This window comes from Arthrobacter alpinus (genome assembly GCF_001294625.1).
Taxonomy (GTDB): Bacteria; Actinomycetota; Actinomycetes; order Actinomycetales; family Micrococcaceae; genus Specibacter; species Specibacter alpinus_A.
Genome location: NZ_CP012677.1, coordinates 3,119,887 through 3,145,404, shown reverse-complemented (window position 1 = coordinate 3,145,404; position 25,518 = coordinate 3,119,887). Strand labels below are relative to the sequence as shown.

Below are 25,518 nucleotides of genomic sequence, written 5' to 3'. Positions count from 1 at the left end.
TGGAAAAGGAAAATTTCTTCGCGTCGGAGCCTTCGCCCACAGCGCAAATAATGCTTCCCCACGGGAAATAATTCCCCATGTAAGTGACTCTATCGAACAATACGGGGGTGTTTGGGAATGTTCCAGAGAAGGAGGTGGGCAGAACAACCCATTAGCGGGCGCAGTTGGTGCAGAACTCATGTAATCTAGGAGTACGACAAATTGACCGAATATTCCGGAGCCTCGCTCTCAGCCCGAGCGACCACCTCCGGTCCAAGTGTAAAAAGGGGGTCACGCCATGGGGCGCGGCCGTCAAAAGGCGAAGGCAACCAAGCAGGCTCGGGACATTAAGTACTACTCCCCGAACACTGATTATTCAGCTCTGCAAAAAGAGCTCGGTGGAACTACTCGGCGAGCCCCGAGCCGTCACATTGAGGTTCCTGCAGAGCCCGACTATTCAGCATATGAAGACAAATATGCGGATCAGTTTGAGGAAGACGACGACGTGGAAACCCGCCGCATTGGCTAGGACCGCTTAGACACCAAACGCAACAAACCCTGCACGACGCACAGCAACTTTGCTGGGCGACGGGCGGGGATTTTGTTGTTCCCCAAATGCTCCCCAACCTCGTTCCTGGGTCGGGGCCCTCGCAGTTGTGGCCCCACCCAATGCTGTCACGTCCTCCGGCAAAAATGATCCCGTTCCCGCTTTCTGAAGCCGGAATTCCGGGATCAGAAAGCGGGAACGGGATCATCTTCCAGCGCGGGTGCGTGGATTGGCCCTTAGGAGGCGTAGTTGCCGACCAGACGGACGGCGCCGCCGTCGACGCCCTTGGCGCCCTGGGTGTAGTCGGAACCGGTCTTGATCGAATCGGATGCCTCGGCCGCCACGGTGCCCATGACCCAGGACGGCACGCCGCGAGAGTTCAGGCGCTCCACCGCGGCGTCGGCGGCGTCGGCGGAAACCACCGCCACCATGCCCACACCCAGGTTCAGTGTGCGTTCAAGGTCGGCCAACGGCACATTGCCCAGCTGGGAGACCAGGTTGAAAATGGCCGGCAGGCTCCAGGTGGAGCGGTCTACCGTGGCGATGAGTCCCTGGGGCAGCACGCGGGCCAGGTTCGCAGCCAAGCCACCACCGGTCACATGGCTGAAACCGTGCACGGCCTGCTCCTGGGTGACAGGCAGGTAGCGGGTCAGATCCAGGCAGTCGGCGGCGTAGACGCGGGTCGGCTCCAGCAGTTCCTCACCGAGGGTGCGGCCCAGCTCAGAAACCTGACGTTCCAGTGCCCAACCGGCGTGGTTGATGACGCGCCGGACCAGGGAGTAACCGTTGGAGTGCAGGCCCGAGGAAGCCATGCCGATGATGACATCACCGGCGCGGACGCGTTCGGGACCCAGCAACAAGTCGGCCTCAACAACACCGGTGCAGGCACCTGCGACGTCGTACTCATCAGGGGCCAGCAGCCCGGGGTGTTCGGCGGTTTCGCCACCGACCAAGGCGGTTCCGGCCACCTTGCAGGCGGCGGCGATGCCGCGGACGATGTCCGCCACGCGCTCCGGGACAACCTTGCCCGTGGCGATGTAGTCGGTCATGAACAGGGGTTCGGCGCCCACCACCACAATGTCGTCGACCACCATGCCCACCAGGTCGAACCCGATGGTGTCGTGGATGTCCATGGCCTGAGCGATGGCAACCTTCGTGCCGACGCCGTCGGTGGAGGTGGCCAGGTACGGCTTCTTGTAAGTCAGCAGCCTGGAAACGTCGTAGAGTCCGGCGAATCCGCCGAATCCGCCAATGACGGAGGGCCCATGGGTCGCCTTGACGGCTTCCTTCATGAGTTCGACGGCGCGGTCCCCGGCTTCGGTGTCAACCCCGGCGCTGGCGTAGGTGATGGATGTGGAGTCCTGGGAGGCGTTGGTCATGGCGTCTCTTTCCTGCGATTTTCTTAGGAGCCGTCAGCGGCGGTGCGGTCTTGATCGGTCAGGATAGTTTCCAGTTCCGCATCAGGGCCCGGATCGCAACCGGTGGAGGTGGTGGTGTCGGCTGGCTTGGTGCGCTCGAGCAGGTTCTTGCCCAAGCGGTCGCTGGAGGGAAGTTCGATCGGGTAGGTGCCCGTGAAGCAGGCGGTGCACAGGCGCTCGCGCGGCTGCAAGGTGGCGTCGATCATGCCATCTTCGGAAATATAGGCCAAGGAATCGGCACCGATCGACTTGCTGATCTCGGCAATGGCTGCACCGTTGGCGATCAGCTCCGCACGTGAAGCGAAGTCGATGCCGTAGAAGCATGGCCAGCGAACGGGCGGGGAAGAAATCTTCACGTGGATTTCAGCGGCGCCGGCCTCGCGGAGCATCCGCACCACGGCGCGCTGGGTGTTACCGCGGACGATTGAATCATCCACCACCACAATCCGTTTGCCGCGGATCACGGACTCTAGGGCGTTGAGCTTGAGACGGATGCCGAGCTTGCGCAGGGTCTCGCTGGGCTGGATGAAGGTGCGCCCCACGTAGGCGTTCTTGACGAAGCCGTGGGCAAAGGGGATGCCCGACTGTTCGGCATAGCCGATGGCCGCCGGGGTGCCGGATTCGGGTACGGGGATGACCAGATCGGCCTCGGCGTGGTTTTCGCGGGCCAGTTGGCGGCCCATTTCAACGCGGGCTTCGTAGACGGAGCGTCCGGCAATGGTGGCGTCCGGGCGGGCCAGGTACACGTATTCAAAGACGCAGCCAGCCGGGGTGGCGGGTGCAAAGCGCTGACTGCGCACGCCGTCTTCGTCGATAGCGATGAATTCGCCGGGGTCAATTTCGCGGATGAAACTGGCGCCCATGGTGGCCAGCGCGGCGTTCTCGGAGGCCACTACCCAGCCGTTTTCTAGGCGGCCCAGAACCAGCGGGCGCACGCCGTGGGGGTCGCGAGCCGCGTAAAGGGTGTGTTCGTCCATGAAAACGAAGCAGAAGGCGCCGTGGATCTTGGGCAGCAGCTCCATGGCCGTGGCCTCGAGGGAGCGGCCTTCCTGGCCCTTGAGCAAGGTGGTGACAAGTGCGGTGTCGGAGGTGTTGCCTTGCGCCATCTCACCGGAGGTGGGGACACCTTCTTGTGCCAGCACCATGTCATAGAGCTCGGCCGAGTTCGTCAGGTTGCCGTTGTGCGCCAGGGCGACAGTGCCGCTGCTGGTGGCGCCCAAGGTCGGCTGGGCGTTGGCCCAGTTCGAGGAGCCCGTGGTGGAATACCGGCAATGGCCCACAGCCATGTGCCCCGTCAAGGTGTTCAGCGTGGATTCGTCAAAGACCTGGGAAACGAGCCCCATGTCCTTGTACACACTGATCCGCTTGCCGTCGCTTGTTGCGATGCCAGCCGATTCCTGACCACGGTGCTGTAGTGAATACAGCCCGTAATAGGTTAGTTTTGCAACCTCTTCACCGGGTGCCCAGATGCCCAGAACGCCACAAGCGTCCTGAGGTCCCTTTTCGCCGGGTAAAAGATCATGGGATAGTTTTCCGTCTCCGCGTGCCACGAGAAAATTATCTCATGTAATGCTGGCGCTCTCTAACCTACTGTGACGCACGTTATGCCGGCGGCCTCAGGCGCGTTCGTCGCCAGCATCCGGGCCACCCTCGCTGTCGGGGACAAACTGAACCACGGCCGTCTTAGCGCGTCGCACACTTTGACGGTCGATGACCAGCGCCACAATGGCGCCCAGGCCGGCTCCGGGGACCATCAGCAGTACCGTGAAGAAACCGAAGATGCTGCTGGCCTCAAATTCCTCACCGCCGGGGGCCAGGAGTGTGAAAATTGCTGCCGTCACCACGCCCGCCAGGGCGCCAGCAATCATGAACGGCACAAACTTGGGCGCGCGGCGTACCGTCAGTTCACGTCGCTCCACCAGGGGTGCGGGTGTTTCGGAGGGGTTCTGTGCTGGCTGGGACGTCATGGCCTTAAGCCTACCTGCCCAACCTAGGAGCCCGTGGCGGGTGCTTCTTAGAGCGGAAGTTCCTGCGAAAGCTCCGCCCGCAGCCCCGATGCCGCCACAAGACCGCGTCCGACGGCGTCTGCCCAGTCCAGGGTGCCGGTCACCAGTGCCAGCCAAGTTTCGGCGTCGCACTCCACAACGTTCGGTGGGGTACCCCGGGTGTGACGGGGCCCGGCGATGCACTGTGTGACACCAAAGGGCGGGACCCGGACCTCTACAGAATTCCCGGGCGCCCGGGCCGTGATCTCTTCCAGTGAATAGCGCACGGCCGTGGCCATCACGGCGCGGGGTGCATCGCCTTGTTGCCATGCGGCCAGGGCGGCTTGTCCCTCGGCGAGGTCAATGCGACGACGTGCGACCATGATGATGCTCCTTTCAGTCCAGCAGGGCGCTGACGGCCTGCCCCAGCCGCAGACTGCCGGCGGGCCGCTCACCGCCCAAGACGGGGGGCACCACCTTGCCCAGGACCCCGGCAACCTCGGGGACGTCCAGGGCGCCTGCGGCTGCCAGCAGCGTCAGGCCCACCAAGGTGGCTGCGCGGCCATTGCCGTCAAGCATTTTCACGGCGACGCTGGCGCCCGTGGGGGTGGCCATGGCCAAGACACCCTCGGCGCCCATTTTGGCCAGGACACCCAGATCGTCCATGACCACGGTGTTGGGCCGGCCGTGGCCTTCCACGGCCCACGGATAGTCCAGCATAGAGGTGGCAACGGTGGCGGTGCGGGCGTTGGCATGCTTGTTCGACGGCGCCTTCGCCAGGGTGGTGAAGGCGCGTGCCAGGCCCTTGAGAGTCACCGCAAGCACCGGTGCCCCGCAACCGTCGATGCCCGTGTGCAGGACCGGTCCGCCCGTGTATTCCTCAACAACCGTGCGAACAGCCCGCTGCATGGGGTGGTTGGGTTCCAGGTAACCCGCAGTGTCCCAACCGTTCTCGGAACAGGCCCACAGGAAGGCAGCGTGCTTGCCGGAGCAGTTCATGGCCAGCTTGGACTTGCCGCGTTCGGTACGGACCAGCCAGTCGCGGGCTGCAGGATCCGATGGCCACGCGGCGGGGCACCCCAAGGCGGTCTCGGTGAGGTTGGCGGCCTTGAGCATCCCGGCAACCACGTCCATATGTTCCAGGGAACCTGTGTGGCTGCCGGCGGCGATGGCCACCTGTGCGCCACGGAGTGGAACGCCTGCCTGCATGGCGGCAAGGGCCTGAAACGGCTTCAGGCACGATCGGGGGAAGATGGGTGCGTTGATGTCGCCCAGTTTCGTCACCACTGAGCCGTCCCCTGCTAGTACGACGGCGGATCCCAGGTGGCGGGACTCCACAAATCCACTGCGTTCCACGACGGCGAGTTCAACGGCGTCGTGCGCCCGGAAGGTTTGGATCATGGTGTCATCCTAGCGACTTATAGGGGGGTGGCGAGGCCAGGGGATTCCTTGACGACCAGGGGAGTCTCGCCGGTTTCCTCATCCGCAGCGGCGGCCTGCATTATGGGCAGTGATGCCTGCCACGCGGAAACAGGCTGCAGCCCCTCGACTTAGAGCTTACGAACGGTCCTTTCCGTCCTTGCGGCGACGAATCAGCAAGGTCGCCCCGCCACCCAGGAGCAGCAGACCCCCGGCGCCACCGAGCAGAAGCGTCGAGTTGGATGCGCCCGTTGCGGCCAGAGAGTTGATCGCAATGGGCGCCGGAGTTTGGGTGTGTGCCGTGGTGCCAGCCGGCACGGGGGCAGCCAGCACAGTGAAGTTGGAGGCAGCAATGAGCGAATCCACGCCGTCAACGTTTTGCACGGCTGAGACACTGTGGTTTCCGGCACCGAACTTCTGGCTAAACGTGAAGCTCCAGGTGGTGCCAGTCACCGTGGCCTTGTGCTGCTGGCCGTCGACGGTCACGGTCACCGCTGCGCCCGCGATGTTGGTTCCTGAGATGACGGTGGGACCCTCGCTGGCCCCGAACTGCTGGCCATTGGTGGGGGAGGTGACCGCCGGGGCGGCCGGAACAACTTTGAAGTTGTTGGTGGCGGACGGGGAATCGTTCCAGTCGGTGTGCTTCTGCGAGGCGGTGACCGCGTAGCTGCCGACGGTGAGGCCCGGCTTGACGGCCAGCGTCCACGTGCCATCGCTGCCAACAACTGCAGTGCCGGAGACGTCGCCGGTCAAGATGACCGTGGCTCCGGCCATGCCGGTTCCCGTGATGGCCGTGACAGGGGCGGCTGCCGAGCCGTTGAGGGCCGGCGCGGTGAATACGGGAGCGGCAAGGGTCTCATTCACCACCTCAATGGAGGACGACACAGTGCCCGAGGTGCTGAAGCCGTTCTTGGCCTGTGCCGTGATGTGGAACGTGCCCAACGCACCGGGGGCCTGGATACTCCAGGTGTCGTCGGCCCCAACGGGAACATCCTTGGGCGCGCCGTCAATGGTGACCGTGACAATCGTGCCTGCCGGTGCGCCAGCAACTGTGCCCCTGATAGCGCCGTTGCGGTAGACGGTGCCGGTGGTGGTCATCGCGGGATTGTTCAGGAAGATCTTGACGGTGTAGCCGTCAGTTGCCGCCAGAGCCGTCACCAAGTCTGCGGTAATGGCAAAGTTCTTGCCGTCGTTTAGTGTCCCGCCACCGCTGACGATGCCGACGGCGGAGTTGCCGAAAATGACAGGACCTCCAGAGTCACCGTGTGCGCTCATCGGGGTGTCGGTGATGGACACAAAGCCGCGAACGGCACGCAGGTCCGCCGGATCTCCGCCGGGATTCTCTGTCGATGGGTAGTTGATGCCTGCAATGACATAGGCCCCCATCTCATCGACTTTTGCACACGTCCAGCCCGTGCTGCGGCCCGACTTGCAAACGGGGGCACCCAGCGTGGCAGATTCAACGCCAGTGACGGCGACATTGCTGGAGTCGGTGGAGATTTGTTCCGCTGCGGTCCAGCCCGCAGCTCCCGTCCACTTTGCCAGCTTCGGCACCTGGCCCAAGTTGGGTGCAATATTGTCTATGACAGAGACGTCGGTGCCGATATTGCCTTCGGCATGAATGTTGTCGGCATTGGCCGTGGTCCTGGTGTTCTTGGGGCCACCAAACTGGGAGAAGCCCATCGTTCCTAGCATTGCCATCGGCTGAGCCTTGATATTTGGATCGCCGGTCACCGCCTCATCCGCCAGAGGATTGGTAAGTAGCGCTAGAGCCGCGGCCCCATCCATGGAGCAGTGGCCCGCGGAGATGACGGCGGGTGCGCCCTTTTTACTAAAGCCGTTCCACCCCGTGCTGCAGATGAAGCCACCGCCCGTGGCCGGATTAAGGGCGGCGTAGCCTTGGCCGTTGACCACATCGAATGGACCGCCAGGTGTGTAGGTAGCTTTGGCGGGGCCGTTGGCAACCTCTAGCACCACATTTCCGTATTTGGCGGCGAAGTCCGCCACGGAAGGCTCGGAGGATCCGGCAAACGCTTGAGGCGTCGGTTCGCCCGTCCGGATAACGTATTCCCCCTTGATGTTCACCGAAACTGACAGCAGATTCTTCGCGCCGAATGTCGCCACGTAGTCGTTGAAAAGTGCATCAACACCGGTCGCTTCAACCTTGGCGGGTGACGGCGTCGCCGGTGCGGAAGTAGCAAGCTTGGCGGTTCCGGCCGCAGCCTTGGCAACCTCGGGGGCCGAGGTCTGGACCTTGATGGTGTCCCCAGAAAGAGAAACCACGGCGCCGGGGTCGGCCGCGGTGACAGCGGACTGGATGGCCGCAGCCTTTGCGGCGAGAGCGCCCTGGGCGTTGAATTCGGCAACGCTCATGCCCAAATCACGCCGCAGCGCCTCGTCGAGGCCACCGGGCAGTGATGACGCCTCGGTGGCGGGGCTCGTAGCGGCTTCCGCTGCCGTCGAGGTTGGCGTTGGCTGCAGCAATGGCGCTGCGGAGGCCGAACCGCCGGTAAAAGTTCCGCCGATCAGCACCGCTGCTGCGGCGCAGGCTGCACCTGTGCGCCTGAAGTAGGCTCGCGTGAAAACTTGCATCTGTATCCCCCTGAAAAGATGAAAAGTGCTGGTCGCGAATGCCGTGCGCCAAGGGTCCGCCCTGCTGCAAGTAACGAGTTAGGCAACTTCATCAAAAGCTACCAAGCAGGGTCAGGCGGTGCAAGGTTTTTTGGTGAGTGACGCCACATTACTTCCAGGGGCAGGTGGTGGTGCCTGGGCAATAATCGGCCAGAGAAACGTCACTTTACAGCACTGGCCCTGAAGCCAAGTACCCTTGAACCGTGAAGGTTTTAGTGATTGGCCCCGGCGGCCGCGAACACGCCATTGTCCGCTCGTTACTACGCGACCCCAACGTTACCGAGGTCCATGCGGCACCCGGCAACGCAGGAATCGCTCAAATTGTGCCAACGCACAGCATTGACGCCAGCGATCCGGCCGCCGTGACGGCGCTGGCGCTGAAGCTCGAGTCGGATTTGGTAGTGGTGGGCCCCGAGGCTCCGCTGGCTGCAGGCGTGGCTGACGCCCTGCAGGCTGCCGACATTCCTGTCTTTGGACCCAGCAAAGAAGCAGCCCAGCTAGAAGCATCCAAGGCCTTTGCCAAGACCGTCATGGCCGAGGCGCAGGTTCCCACCGCCATGGCCAGGGTTGCCACCAACACTGACGAGGCAGCGGATGCCTTGGACACCTTTGGCGCCCCTTACGTTGTCAAGGACGACGGTCTGGCTGCAGGCAAGGGCGTGGTTGTTACCGATGACCGCGACGAAGCCCTGGCACACGCCCAGTCCTGCTTCGACGTGGGTGGCACCGTTGTCATCGAAGAGTTCCTCGACGGCCCCGAAGTTTCGCTCTTTGTTCTGGCCGACGGCCGCACAGTCCTCCCGCTCGCCCCCGCCCAGGACTTCAAACGCATCTTTGACGGCGACGAAGGCCCCAACACCGGCGGCATGGGCGCCTATTCGCCGCTGGAATGGACGCCCCCCAACCTGGTCCAGGACGTCATAGACCGGGTAGCCCAGCCCACCATTGACGAGATGGCCCGCCGCGGCACCCCCTTCACCGGCGTCCTCTACTGTGGACTGGCCCTGACCAGCCGTGGCACCCGTGTCATCGAGTTCAACGCCCGCTTCGGTGACCCGGAAACCCAGGCCGTCCTTGCCCGTCTGAAGACGCCCCTTGGCGGTGTCCTGATGGCGGCGGCCAAGGGTCACCTGGATGAGATCGAGGAGCTGCGCTGGGCGCCTGAGACCGCCGTCGCCGTTGTCCTTGCCAGCGAAAACTACCCCGAAACGCCGCGTACAGGGGACAAGATTCGCGGGCTGAAGAAGGCCAATCGCATCGATGGTGTGCATGTCCTGCATGCAGGCACCGCCACCGACGACGACGGCAATACGGTCAGTGCCGGCGGCCGGGTTCTAGCCGTGGTGGGCCTCGGCGCAGATTTGGAAGACGCCCGTGAGAAGGCTTACGAGGGCATTGAGCAAATCTCCTTGGAAGGTGGCCAGTACCGCACAGACATTGCGGCCAAGGCCGCCCGAGGCGAAATTACCGTGGCCGGCTTCGCAGCCCAGGCATAAGGAACTTACATGACTTCCGCAGCAAACACAGCCCCCATCCTGCACGGGTGGGAGCACATCTATTCCGGCAAAGTCCGCGACCTCTACGTCCCGGTGGGCGAGCCTTCCGAGACCGAGGTTTCGGCAAGCTCAACCGCCGGGACCCCGTTCGCGGGCCGGGGCGACGTGGTGCTGGTGGTGGCGAGCGATCGGATCAGCGCCTTTGACCACATCCTGGCCAGCGAGATCCCCGATAAGGGCCGCATCCTGACACAGTTGAGCCTGTGGTGGTTCAAGCAACTCAACGTGCCCAACCATGTGGTGGCCACCACCGTGGCCGACGGTGTGCCGGAGGCCGTCGCCGGCAGGGCGATGGTGTGCAAGAAGCTTCAGATGTTTCCAATTGAGTGCATCGTCCGTGGCTACCTGACCGGTTCCGGACTTATCGAATACCGCCAGTCCCAGACCGTGTGCAGTCTGCCACTGCCTGCGGGGCTGGTGGATGGGTCACGGTTGGAGGCGGCCATCTTCACCCCCTCCGCCAAGGCTGAGGTGGGCGAGCACGATGAAAACATCAGCTATCAGGCCATGGTTGAAACCGTGGGAGCTGAAAGCGCCGGGAAGCTGCGCGAGCTGTCCTTGGAAATTTACACCCGGGCTGAGGAAATCGCGCGGGGGCGCGGCATCATCTTGGCTGACACCAAGGTCGAGTTCGGTACAGACCCTGCCACCGGCATTGTCACCTTGGGCGATGAGGTTCTGACACCGGACTCGTCCCGGTTTTGGGACGCCGAACTCTGGGCCCCGGGCGCTGCACAGCCCAGCTTTGACAAGCAGTACGTGCGCGACTGGCTGGCCGGGGAAGAATCCGGCTGGGACAAGAACTCGCACATGGCGCCGCCGGCCCTGCCCGCGGAGGTCATTGCCCGGACCCGCGCCCGCTATGTTCAGGCCTACGAACGGCTCACCGGGGCCACTTTCAGCTAGCTAACCTGCGTTGTCCCCGCGGGATTCTGAGAGGATTTTAGCTTCTCGATGTTCTCGCTTGCCTGGGATCTCCTGTCACCGGCGCCTGCCGTTGTGAAGAGATTTTTCGCGTCTGCGAACGCTTCGAAGGCGTCGTCGGTGCGGTCCAGGTCTTTGAGCACCTGTCCCAGCAGTAACGCCGTGTCCCCGGCTATGTGGCTGCCCAGCTGCGCTTTTTGGGAGTTGATGGTTGTGAGCAGGGCAAGGGCTTTGGTCAAGTCGTTGTTCAGGTAAAGCCACCGGGCCCGCAGCAGCGACAGCTCAAGGGTTTCGGTGGAGGTGGCTCCCACAACTGAATGTGCCAGCTCGCTGCGTTCGATGGCTTCAAGCGTTTCAGCTTCCAGCACCCCGGCGGCCAATCGAACCCATGCGGTGGCTTTGTTGAACTGGGCCCACCGTGCCAGGTCCTGGGTGGGGGAGAGTAGCTTGCTGGCCATCGAGTGGTGTTTGAGCCCCTCAGCGACGTCGTTTTGTAGGAAGGCGACGTTTCCGATGACCCAGTGCATCTCCCCGGCCGTCTGGGCGGGGGTGGCCTCTGTGAGGGCGTCGTTCAAGGTCAGGCAGTGCGACCAGGCTTTCTCGAGGCGGCCGGATTCAGCCAGCACCCCGATGAGTGTCTGTAGCGCCAGCAGGTACGCCGAATACTCCTCATCGCTGGTGCCGGCGCCGGTCTTGACGGCAAGCTCCGCCTGCTCCGCCGCATCGTTCAGACGTCCCAGGCCCAGCAAGGCCGCCGCCAGGATCTGGCGCGTGCGCAATGAGAGGGAATGGCTTCCGGTAGTCAATGGGTGATCGAGCAGTCCCTTGAGAACATCCACGGACTCGGTGAAGTCGCTGTTGCGCAAAAGCGACGTGGCCCGTAGGTACGTCATGTTCCACCACATGGCCGCGTCCTTGTTGGAGCATGCCTTTTCGGCTGCCGTTTGCGCATTGTGTGCGGCGCCCGGGAAATCCCGAGTGTCCCAGCACTGCCAGGCGTTCAGGGAAGCGACTAGGTACTCGCTTTCCTCCGGTGAAGCGCTGTGAACCCAGGTTTGCAGGGTGTGGGTTGAGAGCTGAAGTTGTTCCGCGAGTGCCTTGATGATCTCGTCCGTGGGTTCCCGGTGGCCGGATTCCAGCAGTGAAATGTAGTTAGCTGAATACAGGGCGCCGCCAAGTTCTGCCTGCGTCAGGGTTCGCAGCAGGCGTTCCTGCTTAAGTCGATCGCCAAAACCACTGCCCACGTTGGAGTTCCTCTCACAGACCTTTAGACCGTTGGTTCCACTCTAGGCGTTGGGCCGCCGGGCGGCGGATGATTTCACGAAGATTTGCCAAAGTCGGTCCGTCTGGACGGGACAGACTTTTTCGGTGTCGCCGCGAGGAGCATTAGCGGTGGGCGCCCGCGCACAAGGTGAGCTCGTACAGGGCGGCGTGACCGTCCTGGGCCACCAATGTGAAGCCGGGGGCGCCGCCGGCAAGGGTCACTCCCGGGTACAAGGACATGGGGTCCTTGAACGCCTGAATGTAGTCGGTGCCAAAATCGAGCAGGTAGGTGACGCCCAGCCGTTTGGCAGCCGCGCACACTTCCTCGTCACTGCCTACCCGGTTGAGCCAAAACCGCAAGGTGAATTGATCCGAGGTGAGATCGCCTTGGGAGCTGTACGGGAACAGCATGTGCCGCCCCGCAAGCGCCATGGCCAGGGCCGATCCGTTGTACGGGTTGTTCGCGATCACGTCATCGGCGGTGGTGTATTCGTCCAGGCGGTGGATGAGGGCCAGCTCGTGGGCATCGATCTGGGCCGCGCCATTGGGCTCCTCCGGCACACGGTATACACCGGCCAAGGCGGTTTTCATCTGCCAAAGACCGGAGTTGGAGAAGGCGAGGACGACGACGAGAGCAGCCACCGCCGTCGTCCTGCCCCCAGGGTGGGTGATGAAGGAAAGGCCGCGCGGGAATGTGGCTACGAGTCTGTCCACGCACCAGCTCATGCCAACAGCGGCCAGCGGGACTGCTACCAAGGGCATCAAGGCTGCTATACGTTCTGGATTATCCCACCAGGGCGCCATAGCCCAATTGGCCAGTTTGAAGTTGGTGCCGGCGCTCATCGGGTAGGTGAAGCTGACAAGGATCAGCGAGCCCAGCAGCCAACGCAGTTTGTGGACTTTTACGGCGGCCCACACTCCCACCAGCACCAGCAATGTCAGGGCAATGGCCGGAAACCACACCGGGCTGGGGGCCTGCGTGAAGTTACGGAGCAGGGCCAGCGGGAAGAACAAGAACGCCGGGCTCGTGTAATTGAACAGGCTGCGGATTTGCGGCAGCGGGAACATCAGACCCACGCAGAGAGCCACGGCCAGGATCAGGATTCCTATGCGTTTCCAACCGCGACGCCGCCCATCCCGAAACCCTGTGCGCAACCACGCGAAGATCAAAAATCCCAGCAACGGGGTGAGGACCAGCATGATACTGAAGATGCCATTGGGCTGAGCCGTCACGGCACCGGGCAAGTACAGCACCACCAGGGTCAGCGCCATGGCGGGCGCCATGGCGGTGTGCATGGCAGGGCGAATGATCAGCAGCACCAGTGCGATTCCCACAGGAACCAGAGCGTTGGACAGGGTGTTGGGGTAGGCGGAACCGTACTGCAGCAGCAGGTAGGGGAACGCCGGGAACGCTGCCGCGAGGGCGCCGGCCGACACCAGGACTGTCCGGTTTTCGCCCACCAGCACCCGGGTCAAGAACACGATGCCCAGTGGCCACACCACCCCGGCCACCGCCAACCACATGATGTTGGTGGCCGCCGGAACGCTGATCCCAGTCAGCACCACCAGTAAACTTGCCAGCCCGTGCCAGGCGCCAGGGTAAAACACGTTTTTGGTGGTGGGAAGGATGAACTCGGAAATGTTGAACGAGGACGCGTTCCCTGTCTGGACCGCATAGGCGGTGGCGTTCAGGTGGAAAACGGAATCGTAGCCTTGCGTGAATTGTTCGGGGTTGACAGCGGAGAGCGTCAGGACAGTCGCCGTCATTGACAGGGCGAGAAGCGCCCCCACGACGGCGGCGACCACAACGCCTTGGCCCTGCAAGGTTTCACCGGCGGCCGGCGCGGAAGCGGCGCGCAAAGCCGGGATGAAACGGCGGGCAAGGTAGGCGCCGGCCGTGACGATGGCGGTACCCAAAACCACCACCGGCCAGTCCCATCGCAGGTAAATCAGGGGTGCCACGACGGCGCAGACGACAACTATCGACACCGAGATGGCGGGGGCCAGGCACAAGGCGGTGAGGCCCCGGATTCGCAGCGCCACCATGACAGCGGCGCCTGGTCCTCCCAGTATCAGCAGCGCCAGCAGGAACGCAGGCAAGGCCTCAAGCCATGAAGTCACGAATCGGTCCTGTGTGTGGTGGCGGGAATGATGAGGGTGTGCAGACTAGATCTTTTTCACGACACTGGATTTGAGTTTCATGGGCCCAAAACCATCCACCTTGGCGTCGATGTCGTGCCCATTGACGGGGGTGATCAAGCGGATGTTGCGGACCTTGGTACCAATCTTCAAATCCTGGGGGCTGCCCTTGACCTTCATGGTCTTGACGATGCTGACAGTGTCGCCAGTGGCTAGGATGTTGCCCACGGCGTCCTTCACCACGGTTTCAGTCTCGACGTCTTCACCGTTATCGGAATCGTTTGGTGACCATTCGTGGGCGCACTCGGGACAGACCAAAAGATCACCCATCTCGTAGCTGTATTCGCTGGCGCAGACAGGGCAGGGAGGAAGTGTGTCGCTCATTTGCCCATTCTATCCGGTGGGCGGGTGCGGCATCCGCCCGGTTTCGGCAGGCTCAACCACCGAAACGAATGAAAGGCAGCGCCCGTGGGCACTGCCTTTCATGATCTGGTCGGGGTGACAGGATTTGAACCTGCGGCCTCGTCGTCCCGAACGACGCGCGCTACCAAGCTGCGCCACACCCCGATCCGTCGCCCGCAGCGACCCGTGAAGGTCCGCAAAAGCAACCTCTCAAGAATAGCGGACGGAGGCCTGTTACGCGAAATCGTGCAGGGTAGGGTGCCTGTTACACCAACGAGTCACGCCACGCCCCGTGCAGGGCTGCGAAGCGCCCGCCCGCGGCGATCAGCTCGGCAGGGGATCCGTCCTCCACAATTTTTCCGTCGTGAACCACCAGGACCCGGTCCGCGATGGCCACGGTGGAGAGCCTGTGCGCAATGATCAGGGCCGTGCGCCCGGGCGAGTCGCCGTCCGCGCCCAGGAGCTTGTGCAAGCCTGCCTGCACCATGCGCTCGGAGGGGATGTCCAAAGAAGAGGTGGCCTCGTCCAGGATCAGCACGGCGGGGTTGGCAAGGAAGGCCCTGGCAAAGGAGACCAGCTGCCGTTGCCCGGCAGAGACGCGGCCGCCACGCTTGTTCACATCGGTGTCGTAGCCGTCGGGCAGGGCCCGGATGAACTCGTCAGCACCCACCTCTTTGGCTGCTGACTCGATTTGCGCACGGCTGGCCTGCGGGTTCCCCAGGGCGATGTTCTCCGCCACGGTGCCACTGAACAGGAACGCCTCCTGGGTGACCATGACGATCGCCCTGCGCAAGTCCGCGGTTGAGAGCTGACGTAATGCGACGCCGTCAAGCGTCAGGGACCCGGCGCTCACATCGTAGAAACGGGCAATGAGCTTGGCCAGCGTTGACTTGCCCGCACCTGTTTGTCCGACGACGGCGATCCGCTGTCCCGCCGGAATGTCCAGATCCAGCCGGGGCAGGATCAGCGGGCCGTCACCATAACCAAATTCCACGTCCTTGAATACAATGTGCCCCTGCGGGTGGGGCAACGCCACCGGGTGCTTGGGCGGCCGGACGGTGGGCACCTCCTCTAGCAGGCCGGACACCTTCTCCAGGGCCGCCTGTGCCGACTGGAAGGAGTTGTAAAACATGGCCATCTGGTCCACGGGTTGGAAGAAGCGCTTGGTGGCCAGCAACAGGGCCAGCAGGGCACCCACGGCCAGGCCGCCGTCCACTACACGGAAACCGCCGGCCAGCAACACCACGGCCACGGTCACATTGCCGATCAGCACCAGCCCGGGCTGGAAGACGCCGTTGAGGTTGATGGAACGGACGGTGACTTTGCGGTAGTCCTCCGCCAGCTCGTCATACCTGGCGGCGTTGTCGGCCTCCCGGCGGAAGGCTTTGACCGCACGGATGCCGGTCATGGTCTCGATAAAGTGCACAATCAGCGACGCCGACACCACACGGGAGGACCGGTACGCCATTTGGGAGCGCTTTTGGTACCAGCGAGCCAGGAAGAACATGGGCGCCCCGGCCGCCAGAACGATCAAACCGGTAACCCAGTCGAGGGAGAAGATGGTGATGGCGGTGAAGAGCATGAAGATGATGCCGGAGGCCAGTGAGGAGATGCCTGAATCGAGCAGTTCCCGCAGAGCTTCAAGATCGGAGGTCTGCCGGGAGATGATCCGCCCGGAGGTGTATTTTTCGTGGAATTCCAGGCTGAGGTGCTGGGTGTGACGGAAGACGCGCAGGCGCAGGTCCAGCAACATGGCCTGGCTGAGGCGGGCCGTGGCCGTCAGGTATGCGGCGGTCAGCGTGGACGCTGCCAATGCGGCCACAACGTAGCCGCCGCCAGTCAGCACCAGCAGGGCCGGGCTGGCCGGTGAGGCGCTCAGGGCCGGGAGCGCGTTGTCGATGCCGAAGGCGATCAACAGCGGACCCGACACACGGGCGGCCTGGGAGAGCAGGACTAGGGTGACGGTCCAAATGAACCGGGCCTTGACGGGGCCCAGCAGTGAGCCCAGCAACCGCACCGAGCGTTGCCGCACCGCCTTGCTGTCGGCACGGCTGAGGTCCACACTGTCCTCATTCGCGGTCCCTTGCGGCCGTGCGTGGTGAGGGATGGCCTGGCTCATGCGATCACTTCCTGGGCGTCGTCGAGGTCGTCGTCGGAGTCCAAATCCTTGGGTTCCTCGCTCAAACTGGCCAGGACGTATCGGTAATGTTCATGGGTGGCGAGCAGGTGCGTGTGGGTGCCGACAGCGGTGATGCGCCCCTCCTGGAGCACCGCCACACGGTCAGCCATCGCCACCGTTGAGGGCCTGTGGGCGACGATCAAGGTGGTGGTGCTTTGGAGTACGGAGCGCAGGCGGGCCTCGACCCGCTCCTCGGTGTTGACGTCCAAAGCGGAGAGCGGGTCATCGAGCACCAGCACCGTGGGCCCGGCGGCGATGGCCCGCGCCAGGGCCAGGCGCTGGCGCTGGCCACCTGACAGGCTCAGCCCTTCCTCTCCGATGAGCGTGTCAACACCGTTGGGAAGCGCGTAGACGAACTCGGCTTGGGCCACGTCCAACGCCTGGGTCAGGACTTCCTCATCGCTCTTGCCGGGGTGCGAAGCGGCACCCAGCAGAACGTTCTCACGCACCGAGTTTGAGAACAAGGTGGTGTCCTCAAACGCGACGGAGACGTGCGTGCGAAGATCGTGCACGGCCAGCTCGCGCAGGTCTACGCCGTCGAGGGTGATGGAACCGCCGGTGACGTCAAAAAGCCGCGGAACCAGTTGCAGCAGCGTGCTCTTGCCGCACCCGGTGACACCCACCAACGCCATGGTCTCCCCGGCCCGCAGCGTGAGGTCGACGCCGTCGAGCATGTCAGGGGTGCCGGCAAGGGAGTCGGGGTAACGGAAGTGTACCTTGTGGAAGACCAGCTCGCCGCGGACGTTCGCCAGTTCCTTGGGGTCGTCAGGGTCCTTGATGGTGTCCTGCGCGTCCATGACCTCAAAGTGCCGGTCGATGGCGGTCTTGGCGGCGAGGGTCATGGCCATGAGCGGGCCCATGGCCTCCACCGGGCCCGCGACGACTGCCGCCGTGGCGAAGAAGGCCACCAGTGTGCCGACGTCCATCTGGCCGTTGGCAACCAGGAGGATGCCCACCACCAAGCCCGAGCCCAGGGCAAGTTCGGGCAGCAGGGTCACGACGAGGGAGAACACCGCCAAGGACTTGGCTTTATGAATTTCGGTGGCTTGGAGTTCCTGGGCCTGCACGGAGAACGCGTCAAGTGCCTCGCGGCTGCGTCCGAACGCCTTCAGCACGCGGATGCCGTGGACCGACTCCTCCACGGTGGTGGCCAGATCACCTGCCTGGTCCTGGCTCAAGCGGCTCACCCGGCCATAGTTGCGCCGAAACTTGAAGCCGAAGACCACAATGGGAGCGGCAGCGGCCAGGAAGATCAAGCCCAGCTGCCAGCTCATGGAGAACATCAAGCTCACTCCGATGGTGACGGTCAGCGTCGTGACCACCAGCATGATGGCGCCAAAGGCCATCCAGCGCCGCATGAAGTTCAGATCGCTCATGGCACGGCTTAGCAACTGCCCGGAACCCCACCTGTCATGGAACTCGACGGCCAGCGACTGCAGGTGCCGGTAAAAGCCGGTGCGCATCTTGGTTTCCACAGTGGTGGCCGGCACGATCACAAATTGCCTGCGCAGCCACACGAAAGAGACTTCCAAAAGTCCAAGGAAGAGGACGACGGCGGCCGCGAGCCAGACACCGGTTTTCGCACCTCCCGGGTGCAGGGCTGTGTTGATCAGCACGCGGTACACCTGCGGGATGAGCAGGGCCACGACACTGGCGGCCAGGGCGCTGCACAAGCCCAGGATGAGACGGGGGAGCACCGGCTTGATATGGGGTGCCAGTTTTCTCAGTGAGTCGAACAGGGTGTTATTGATTGTCTGCGCCATGCCACTTCTTTGACCGTGCGAAACGGTTGTCTTCGTTACCGGAATTCCTCAGGGATGCAGGGCCTTGGATAGCGCTTCCCCGCATTTCCCAGCCTACGTCAGTTGTGACCGCGCACACCCGCACTGAAGCTACGTTACGGCTTGGCCGTCAGTGTGAGCACCACGGCTTCCGGGCGGCAAGCGAAGCGGAAAGGGGCCATGCGGGAGGTGCCGATGCCGCCCGAGACATTGACCGGCGTCGTGTGTCCGTTGGTATCCCAGTCGTGCAGGCCCTTGGCGCGCCAGGTGGGAAGATCGCAGTTGCTGACCAGGGCGCCGTAGCCCGGCAGGCAGACCTGCCCGCCATGAGTGTGGCCGGCCAGGATGAGGTCTGCCGCCTCGGTGGTGAAATGGTCGAGCACCCGCTGGTAGGGGGCGTGGGCGACGGCGATCCGCACGTGGGGTGCGCTGTCCTGGTTGCTGGAACCGCGCGGCCACCCGGCGTAGCGTTCACGGTTGAGGTGAGGGTCGTCCACCCCGCTGAAATCAAAGCGTATGCCGTTCAAGGGGATGGACTGGGCCCGGTTGGTCAGGTTCACCCAGCCGCCTTGGCCAAAACCGGCGTGCAGTGCCTGCGTGTCTAAGGGAATGGGCGCCTTGGCGTCCCTGGGCAACTTCGACGGGCCCGTCAGGTAGCCCAACGGGTTCTTGAATCGAGGGGCAAAATAGTCGTTGGACCCGGGCACAAAAACGCCGGGAAACGCCATCAGCGGTGCTAATGCAGCCAAGAGAAGGGGCACGGAGTCAGGGTGGCTGAGGTTGTCACCGGTATTGACCACCAGATCGGGTTTGAGCTGCGCCAAGTCACGCAGCCACGCCGACTTCTTGTGCTGCCCAGGCGAGAGGTGGATGTCGGAAAGGTGCAGCACTGTGAACGGTTTGGAGCCAGCGGGCAGGATCGGCACGGATTCCTGACGGAGGGTGAACCAATTCCGTTCGATCAACGTCCCATACGCCACGCACCCAACACCAGCAGCCGTGGTCAGGCCAGCAGCCCAGCCAAGGGTGGCTAGGCGCGAGGCGGGGTTGTGTTGGGTGCCCATAGTTTACGCTCTAGTCCTTTTTCTCTGCGGGCGGGGCGTCACTGGGCTTGGCGGCGTCCTTGGTATCGGGCTTGGGGGCCGCCACGACAGGGGGGTTGACCATGCTGGCCGGGGGGGCGTCGAAGGCCGCGACGTCAAAGCTGCCAGCCACCTGATTCATGTATCCCTGCCACGCCTTGCCCGCGTAGGTTGCGCCATCCACGTAGTCGACGCGCTGGTTGGCTATCAACTTGCCGTTGTTGGAGGTGTTCTTGTTCGTGGCGCTGCCCAACCAGGACGTGGTGACTAAGCCCTTGGTGAAACCGGTGGTCCAGGTCTGCTGGGAGTCATTGGTGGTACCGGTCTTGGCGGCGGCGGGAAACTTCAACGGGATCTGGTAGCCGGAGCCACGCACCAAAACCTCTTGCAGGACGGAAACGACGCCGGCGGCAACCTCCGGCTTGACGGTTTGCTGGCAGTTGGCTCCCGGTACCGGGAACTTGTCACCCTTGGCATTGGTAATGGAGAGCAGCGCGATGGGATCACAGTGCACGCCGCCGGAGGCGAAGGTGGCAAACGCGGAGGCCATGATGACCGGAGCCACCTCGCCGCTGCCCAGCAGACTACTGGCGTAGTCAAGGTTGTACGGCAGATTGGGGTCGTTGCCTTGGTGGATTCCTGTGGCCGTCATCATTTTTTGGATGTTGCAGATATCCAACTTCGCCGCGGTCGCGAAGGTGGCGGTGTTCAGCGAGTTGTACAGACCCTCGCGGGCCGTGACTTGCTTGTAGAAGGAACCTTTGTCGCCGTCCGCGTTTTGCAGGTCGACGGAAGGTGGCTTCGAGGAGTCATATTCGCCCGTTGTGACCCCACAGCTGTTGGTCCACTGCTTGGTGGCGGGGTAACGCCGTACCGAGGCGTCCACGATCTCGTTGATCTTGTGGCCGGAGTTCAACCACTCGGCAAAGGTGAACGGCTTGATGGTTGAACCAACGTCAAAGCCACCGGCGCCACCCAAGGACTGACCCTGGGCATCCAGACGGTCCACATTGAAGTTGTAGTCGTTGGACCACTGCCCCTCGGGCGCGTTGAGCTTCGTGTTCTGTGCCATGGACAGGATCTGCCCGGTCTTGGGTTGCACGCTGACCAGCGACTGGCCCACCTGGTCAGGGTTGTTGTCCACGGGGGTGAAGTTTGCGAACTGGGCCTGGGCCGCGTCCTGCAGTGCTGGATTCAAGGTGGTGGTGATGGTCAGGCCGCCCTGGAAGAGCAGTTTTTCCCGATCAGCCCGCGTTTTTCCGTACGCGGCATCGTTGAGGATCAGATTCGTGGCGTACTGGCAGAAATACTCGCCACGAACGGCGGTGGTGCAGCCGTTCTTGTGGGTTTGGATGTTCAATTCGATCGGCGTGGCCACCGCGGCATCAAACTGCGCCTGATCAATCTTCCCGAGGTCCAACATGCGGTCCAAGACCATGTTGCGGCGGGAGAGGGCGTTCTCCGGATTGGCCAAGGGATCGTAGTAAACCGGGAGGTTCACTACACCGGCCAGCAGGGCTGATTGGGGAAGCGTCAGGTCCTTGGCGGAGACGCCAAAGTAAAACGACGAGGCGGATTCAATCCCGTAGTTGCCATTGGCGAAGAGCACCCAGTTCAAGTAGCCCTGCAGGATCTCATCTTTTGAGTACTTCTTGTCCAATGCGATGGCGAGCTTGATTTCGCGAACCTTCTCGCCCACGCCCTTGTCACTGCCGACCTTGGCCTTGTCACCTTCGCCGTTGGCTTCAAGCGTCTGGATGATGATGTTGTTGACATACTGCTGCGTGATAGTGGAGGCACCTTGTCGGTCGCCTCCCCTCGCCATGGAGGTCACGGCCCGGAGTAGGCCCTTGGCGTCGATGCCCCCGTGCTCGTAGTAGCGTGCGTCCTCAATGGCAACGATGGCGTCCTTCATGAAGGGCGAGATTGCATCGAGGGAGACTTCGGTGCGGTTCTGGTTGTAAAACGTGGCCAGCAAGGACCCGTCAGAGGCCAGAACCTTCGATGACTGGGCCGGAGTGCCGACGGTCATCTCATCCGGCAGATCGTCAAAAAAGGAGATGGACGCCGTGGCCGTGTTCCCTGTCAGCGCCACGGCCGGGACCATGAGGCCGGCCACCAGGACACCACAGACCGCACTCACACCCAGAAAGAGAACCAGTTTTCCCAAGGTTGTGGCGGTATCGAAAATGGGGTGTTTTTTTGCAGCCATTTTCCCAGTTTACCTGTAGGGGCTACGCTTTGAAGCATGACGAAATGGGAGTACGCTACGATTCCGCTTATTATTCATGCTACAAAGCAGATCCTTGACCAGTGGGGTGAGGATGGCTGGGAGCTGGTTCAAGTCATCACCGGCCCCGACGGCAACGGTCTGGTTGCGTACCTCAAGCGAGAGAAGGCCTAGCCGTGGAACCCGCACAGGCTCAAGGTACTTCCCGCATAGAGGCACGTTTAATGGAGCTTGGTATGACGCTCCCCGCCGTCGCCGCCCCGGTGGCTGCGTACGTGCCGGCAGTGGTTGCCGGCAACAATGTCTTCACCTCAGGCCAGCTACCTTTTATTGACGGCAAACTCACAGTCACGGGCAAGGTTGGTGCCGGCGTTTCCGCTGAGGACGCAAAAAAGCTCGCCGCAGTCTGCGCCGTCAACGCACTGGCAGCGCTCAAGAGCGTCATTGGCGATCTTGACCGCGTCACCCGGATCGTGAAAGTCGTGGGCTTTGTTGCCTCCGACCCCTCATTCACAGGCCAGCCAGGCGTCATCAACGGTGCCTCCGAACTGCTCGGTGAAGTATTTGGAGAGGTAGGAATCCACGCACGCTCCGCCGTCGGGGTTTCCGTGCTGCCCCTGGACTCGCCTGTTGAGGTTGAGTTGATTGCCGAATTCCAGTAACAATCCCGCGGGTCTCAGGCCCGCAGGCAAGCGGATCTTTCCGCTGAATGCCGATCAACGTGTGGCCGCACAGGCCTGGCTTGATTTTGGCGAACGCGCACCCAGCAAGCCCCGCTTTGCTTCCTCGGTGGTGCTGTTGAAAGACAGCCCCACCGGGTTGCAGGCGTTCATGACCTACCGGCCCGGCGGTTCACCCTTGGGGACCGTGGCATTTCCCGGCGGCACCGTGGAACCCGCGGACGACGACGTCACCGACTGGGTGGGCCCCTCACCTGCGCAGTGGGCCAAGAGCCTTGGCACCACCAATGTGGATCTCGCCAAGCGCCATGTGGTGGCGGCTATACGTGAAACGTTTGAGGAAACCGGCATCCTACTGGCCGGCCCGGACGCGGCATCCATGGTTGAGGGCGTTTCCGGGCCTGAATGGATGAAGGCGCGTGAGGACATCGCCTCCCAGGACGCCACCTTTGCGAAGTTGCTCGAACGCCGAGGCCTGGCGCTGCGCACAGACCTGCTCAAACCGCTGAGCCACTGGGTAGGCCCTGACTTTGCCCACCGCCGTTTCGACACCCGCTACTTTGCGGCTGCACTGCCTGTCAGCCAGCAGCCGGAACTCCTTGCCAGCAAGGGCGTTTGGGGGCGCTGGGTCTGTGCCAGCGACATCCTGGCGGCCCGTGCCACGTCCATGCTCGGCGACGAGATAGGCCTTCCAGGCACGGTGGGTCTGACGCTCGGTGAGCTGAGCGTCCCGGCCGTGGAGATCAGTTTGGAGAAGATGGCTGCGGCGCGCGGCTGCATCGCCTATCTGAACCACAAACGACCCAGCAGGGAGTACAAGCCCGACTTGGTGACCCTGTCGGACGGCTCCTTTGGGCTGGAAGTGTCGGTGGCGCCGGCATCCGAGGGCGCGGCCTGCCGCGAGCGGTAGCCACCCTTCGTTGAGGGGACACATCACCCCACCCCACCCCACCCTCGTTGAGGGGACACATCATCGGCGGCGGACCGGCATTGCCTCGGCGACTTTCCGGCCAATCGGCCGGGGGCGGCCTCGGCCTCCCTGACGTCGCCTTCGGAAACACCGGCTCCGCCGCCGTCGGTGATCCGTCCCCTCAACGACGTCGGCCCGACCACCATACGGTGGTCGGGCCGACGTCGTGCGCGCATCCTATGTACTTGGGCCCACAGCCCCAAGGGGCCCGGAGCGAGCCTGCGAGCTCTGGGACGGGCTGGGGATTAGCGGGAGCGCTGGCGCAGGCGGTTGACGTCCAAGATGACCACTGCGCGTGCTTCCAGACGGAGCCAGCCTCGCTGGACGAACTCGGCCAGTGCCTTGTTGACGGTCTCGCGGGAGGCGCCGACGAGCTGTGCCAGCTCCTCCTGCGTGAGCTCGTGGGCTACGAGGATACCGTCGGTGGCGGGACGGCCAAAGCGGTCCGCCAGGTCCAAGATGGCCTTGGCCACGCGGCCGGGGACGTCCGAGAAGACCAGGTCCGAGAGGTTGTCGTTGGTGCGGCGCAGGCGACGGGCCAGGGCCTGCAGCAGTTGCATGGAGACCTCGGGGCGATTGCGCAGCAACGCATTCAAGGATTCGTTCTTCAAACCGGCGAGACGAGTCTCCGAGACGGCGGTGGCGGTGGTGCTGCGGGGGGCCGGATCAAACAGCGCCATTTCGCCGAACAATTCTCCCGGGCCCAGGATGGCGACGAGTGATTCGCGGCCGTCGGGGGAGGTGCGACCCAGCTTCACCTTGCCGGAAACGATGAAGTACAGCTGATCGCCTTGATCGCCTTCACGGAAGACGGATGCGCCGCGGGAAAGGTCCACTTCGGCCAATTCGTCTGTCAGAAGGCGGAATGCCTCGTCGTCGAGCGTGGTGAAAAGGGGCGCCCGGCGCAGTACCTCGATGTCCATGAAATCTCCTTGAAGTATGTAACTAAACAGTTGTGACCTAACAGTGATTCTTTCAGATATTTGCCCATTTTGTGACCAATTTGGCATCCGCCGCGATCTTGGATGGGATTTTACCGGATTCCGACGCAGGGAATGCATGGCTTGTCCCGGTAATATGTGATTGTGCGGCCCTCGCTTGTGGCTGGCACGGAGGGTTCACAGCTAGGGAAGGCTAAGTACAGGGTGTTTGGTTTTTCTTGGTTGGATGTTTTGCTGATTTTATGGCTGTTGTGGCAGTTGATCTATGGGCTCAGGGCGGGTCTGTTGGTGAGCCTGGGCGGGCTGGCAGGATTTATTGCCGGTGCTTTTGGGGCGTTTTTCGCCGCGCCGTTGGCCAGCCAGTATGCGCCGGGACCCGGATGGCGAGCTGCGTTCGTCATTGGCGTAACGGTTATCTTGATCGGAGCCGGCCATGCGATCGGGATCAGGGTTGGCCGTGCCATCGGCACTCACATGAAATTCGGTTCCATCCGCTCCGTGAACCGTATTCTTGGCGGTGCCCTCAACGTTGTGGTCGGTGCCCTCGTCATATCGATGCTGGCATTCGGCGTCACAAATTTGGGTATCCCCGTGGTTTCCAAGCAGCTCAGCGACTCCGCCGTGATCTCCCGCATCGATGCCTGGACCCCCGACCCGGTCAAGGCAGCCGCGGCACAGCTGCGGTCCTTGGTGCTGGAGGAGGGAATTCCGCAGATCCTCAACCCGTCCGGCCCCAACGTCCAGGTAGCAGCGCCCACCGCCAGCACCGACACACCGGCGTGGAACAAGGCAGCCAAGTCCGTGATGATGATTTCCGGTACCGCGTTCCAATGCGGACAAAATCAGACCGGAACCGGCTTCGTCATTGGCAAGGACCGGGTACTGACCAACGCCCACGTAGTTGCCGGGGTGGCCATGCCCGTGGTGCAAACACAGACACAAGGGGCTCTGCGGGCCCGCGTCGTCTTCTTTGATCCGGTCAAGGACCTGGCTGTCCTGGCCGTCGACGGTCTCGATGCTGCCCCGCTGCCCACGGCCGCCAACCTGCCAGCGAACTCCGCGGCCGCCTTTGTCGGATACCCCTTGGGAGGACCCCTCCAGATTCGCCCAGCCACGGTGCTTTCCTCGGGCCCACTGCTCATCCCGGACATTACCGGTTCGCAAAAGTCGTTGCTGGATGTCTACCAGCTGGCGGGCAATGTGCAATCCGGGAACTCTGGTGGTCCACTGCTTGACGCCGCCGGTAATGTGGTGGGCGTGATCTTCGCCAAATCCACCGCGTCGGAGCCCGTCGGGTTCGCCTTCACTATGGTGGAGACGGCCCCGGTGATCGCCGCCGCACCCATGCTCAGCAGCCCCGTCGCCTCGGGGTCCTGCAGCGTCAAGTAATAT

The 25,518-nt window shown here is 63.0% G+C and carries 21 protein-coding genes and 1 tRNA gene; 7 read left to right on the top strand and 15 right to left on the bottom strand.

Annotated features, from left to right (window positions below):
• Positions 1-277 precede the first annotated feature (277 nt).
• The gene (locus AOC05_RS14280) at positions 278-508 is read left to right on the top strand and encodes a DUF3073 domain-containing protein (protein ID WP_062007801.1); all 231 of its coding nucleotides are present in this window, start codon (positions 278-280) and stop codon (positions 506-508) included.
• A 254-nt stretch (positions 509-762) separates the two neighbouring features.
• Here the strand turns inward: AOC05_RS14280 and purM are convergent, their stop codons facing one another.
• From purM to AOC05_RS14250, 6 genes are all read right to left on the bottom strand, one after another.
• Positions 763-1,905 (bottom strand): phosphoribosylformylglycinamidine cyclo-ligase, encoded by a 1,143-nt coding sequence (gene purM / locus AOC05_RS14275; protein ID WP_062007800.1) that lies wholly within the window; start codon positions 1,903-1,905, stop codon positions 763-765.
• Positions 1,906-1,928: 23 nt separating this feature from the next.
• Positions 1,929-3,494 carry an amidophosphoribosyltransferase gene (gene purF / locus AOC05_RS14270; RefSeq protein WP_062007799.1) on the bottom strand — a complete coding sequence of 522 codons (1,566 nt, stop codon included), beginning with the start codon at positions 3,492-3,494 and terminating at the stop codon, positions 1,929-1,931.
• 66 nt (positions 3,495-3,560) lie between these two features.
• Complete coding sequence (locus AOC05_RS14265) at positions 3,561-3,911, bottom strand: hypothetical protein (RefSeq protein ID WP_062007798.1); 351 nt, start codon at positions 3,909-3,911, stop codon at positions 3,561-3,563.
• A gap of 47 nt (positions 3,912-3,958) precedes the next feature.
• Positions 3,959-4,315 (bottom strand): sterol carrier family protein, encoded by a 357-nt coding sequence (locus tag AOC05_RS14260; RefSeq protein WP_062009827.1) that lies wholly within the window; start codon positions 4,313-4,315, stop codon positions 3,959-3,961.
• Positions 4,316-4,325: 10 nt separating this feature from the next.
• Positions 4,326-5,330 (bottom strand): asparaginase, encoded by a 1,005-nt coding sequence (locus AOC05_RS14255; protein ID WP_062007797.1) that lies wholly within the window; start codon positions 5,328-5,330, stop codon positions 4,326-4,328.
• 156 nt (positions 5,331-5,486) lie between these two features.
• A complete protein-coding gene (locus AOC05_RS14250) occupies positions 5,487-7,940 on the bottom strand; it encodes a S1 family peptidase (RefSeq protein WP_062007796.1) in 2,454 nt (817 codons plus the stop codon).
• 242 nt (positions 7,941-8,182) lie between these two features.
• Here AOC05_RS14250 and purD point away from each other — a divergent pair, with 242 nt between their 5' ends.
• Positions 8,183-9,475 carry a phosphoribosylamine--glycine ligase gene (gene purD / locus AOC05_RS14245; RefSeq protein ID WP_062007795.1) on the top strand — a complete coding sequence of 431 codons (1,293 nt, stop codon included), beginning with the start codon at positions 8,183-8,185 and terminating at the stop codon, positions 9,473-9,475.
• A 9-nt stretch (positions 9,476-9,484) separates the two neighbouring features.
• Positions 9,485-10,441, top strand: coding sequence for a phosphoribosylaminoimidazolesuccinocarboxamide synthase (locus AOC05_RS14240; RefSeq protein ID WP_062007794.1), 957 nt, complete (start codon positions 9,485-9,487; stop codon positions 10,439-10,441).
• Here AOC05_RS14240 and AOC05_RS14235 read toward each other — a convergent pair.
• The 8 genes from AOC05_RS14235 to AOC05_RS14200 form a co-directional block, all read right to left on the bottom strand.
• Entirely contained in the window at positions 10,438-11,703 is a 1,266-nt protein-coding gene (locus tag AOC05_RS14235) for a helix-turn-helix domain-containing protein (RefSeq protein ID WP_062007793.1), read from the bottom strand. The genes AOC05_RS14240 and AOC05_RS14235 overlap by 4 nt on opposite strands.
• Before the next feature lie 142 nt (positions 11,704-11,845).
• On the bottom strand, positions 11,846-13,843 hold the full coding sequence (locus tag AOC05_RS14230) for a DUF6541 family protein (RefSeq protein WP_062007792.1): 1,998 nt from the start codon (positions 13,841-13,843) through the stop codon (positions 11,846-11,848).
• A gap of 45 nt (positions 13,844-13,888) precedes the next feature.
• Entirely contained in the window at positions 13,889-14,245 is a 357-nt protein-coding gene (locus AOC05_RS14225; RefSeq protein ID WP_062007791.1) for a zinc ribbon domain-containing protein YjdM, read from the bottom strand.
• Positions 14,246-14,351: 106 nt separating this feature from the next.
• Positions 14,352-14,428, bottom strand: a tRNA-Pro gene (locus AOC05_RS14220).
• Positions 14,429-14,528: 100 nt separating this feature from the next.
• Positions 14,529-16,382 carry an ABC transporter ATP-binding protein gene (locus AOC05_RS14215; protein ID WP_062007790.1) on the bottom strand — a complete coding sequence of 618 codons (1,854 nt, stop codon included), beginning with the start codon at positions 16,380-16,382 and terminating at the stop codon, positions 14,529-14,531.
• Positions 16,379-18,205, bottom strand: coding sequence for an ABC transporter ATP-binding protein (locus tag AOC05_RS14210; RefSeq protein ID WP_062007789.1), 1,827 nt, complete (start codon positions 18,203-18,205; stop codon positions 16,379-16,381). The genes AOC05_RS14215 and AOC05_RS14210 overlap by 4 nt, the downstream gene beginning before the upstream one ends.
• A gap of 134 nt (positions 18,206-18,339) precedes the next feature.
• Positions 18,340-19,287 carry a metallophosphoesterase gene (locus AOC05_RS14205; protein ID WP_062007788.1) on the bottom strand — a complete coding sequence of 316 codons (948 nt, stop codon included), beginning with the start codon at positions 19,285-19,287 and terminating at the stop codon, positions 18,340-18,342.
• 10 nt (positions 19,288-19,297) lie between these two features.
• On the bottom strand, positions 19,298-21,517 hold the full coding sequence (locus AOC05_RS14200) for a transglycosylase domain-containing protein (RefSeq protein WP_062007787.1): 2,220 nt from the start codon (positions 21,515-21,517) through the stop codon (positions 19,298-19,300).
• A gap of 36 nt (positions 21,518-21,553) precedes the next feature.
• Here AOC05_RS14200 and AOC05_RS19525 point away from each other — a divergent pair, with 36 nt between their 5' ends.
• Genes AOC05_RS19525 through AOC05_RS14190 form a run of 3 tightly spaced genes read left to right on the top strand, consistent with a single transcriptional unit; the run spans position 21,554 to position 23,125 of the window.
• Complete coding sequence (locus tag AOC05_RS19525; RefSeq protein ID WP_154606237.1) at positions 21,554-21,709, top strand: DUF4177 domain-containing protein; 156 nt, start codon at positions 21,554-21,556, stop codon at positions 21,707-21,709.
• A 50-nt stretch (positions 21,710-21,759) separates the two neighbouring features.
• Positions 21,760-22,197 carry a RidA family protein gene (locus AOC05_RS14195; RefSeq protein ID WP_154606236.1) on the top strand — a complete coding sequence of 146 codons (438 nt, stop codon included), beginning with the start codon at positions 21,760-21,762 and terminating at the stop codon, positions 22,195-22,197.
• The gene (locus tag AOC05_RS14190; protein WP_062007785.1) at positions 22,181-23,125 is read left to right on the top strand and encodes an NUDIX hydrolase; all 945 of its coding nucleotides are present in this window, start codon (positions 22,181-22,183) and stop codon (positions 23,123-23,125) included. Before AOC05_RS14195 ends, AOC05_RS14190 begins: the two co-directional genes overlap by 17 nt.
• A 305-nt stretch (positions 23,126-23,430) precedes the next feature.
• Here AOC05_RS14190 and AOC05_RS14185 read toward each other — a convergent pair whose 3' ends face one another.
• Complete coding sequence (locus AOC05_RS14185) at positions 23,431-24,108, bottom strand: Crp/Fnr family transcriptional regulator (RefSeq protein WP_062007784.1); 678 nt, start codon at positions 24,106-24,108, stop codon at positions 23,431-23,433.
• A gap of 222 nt (positions 24,109-24,330) precedes the next feature.
• Here AOC05_RS14185 and AOC05_RS14180 point away from each other — a divergent pair, with 222 nt between their 5' ends.
• Positions 24,331-25,515 (top strand): MarP family serine protease, encoded by a 1,185-nt coding sequence (locus tag AOC05_RS14180; protein ID WP_062009825.1) that lies wholly within the window; start codon positions 24,331-24,333, stop codon positions 25,513-25,515.
• Positions 25,516-25,518 lie beyond the last annotated feature (3 nt).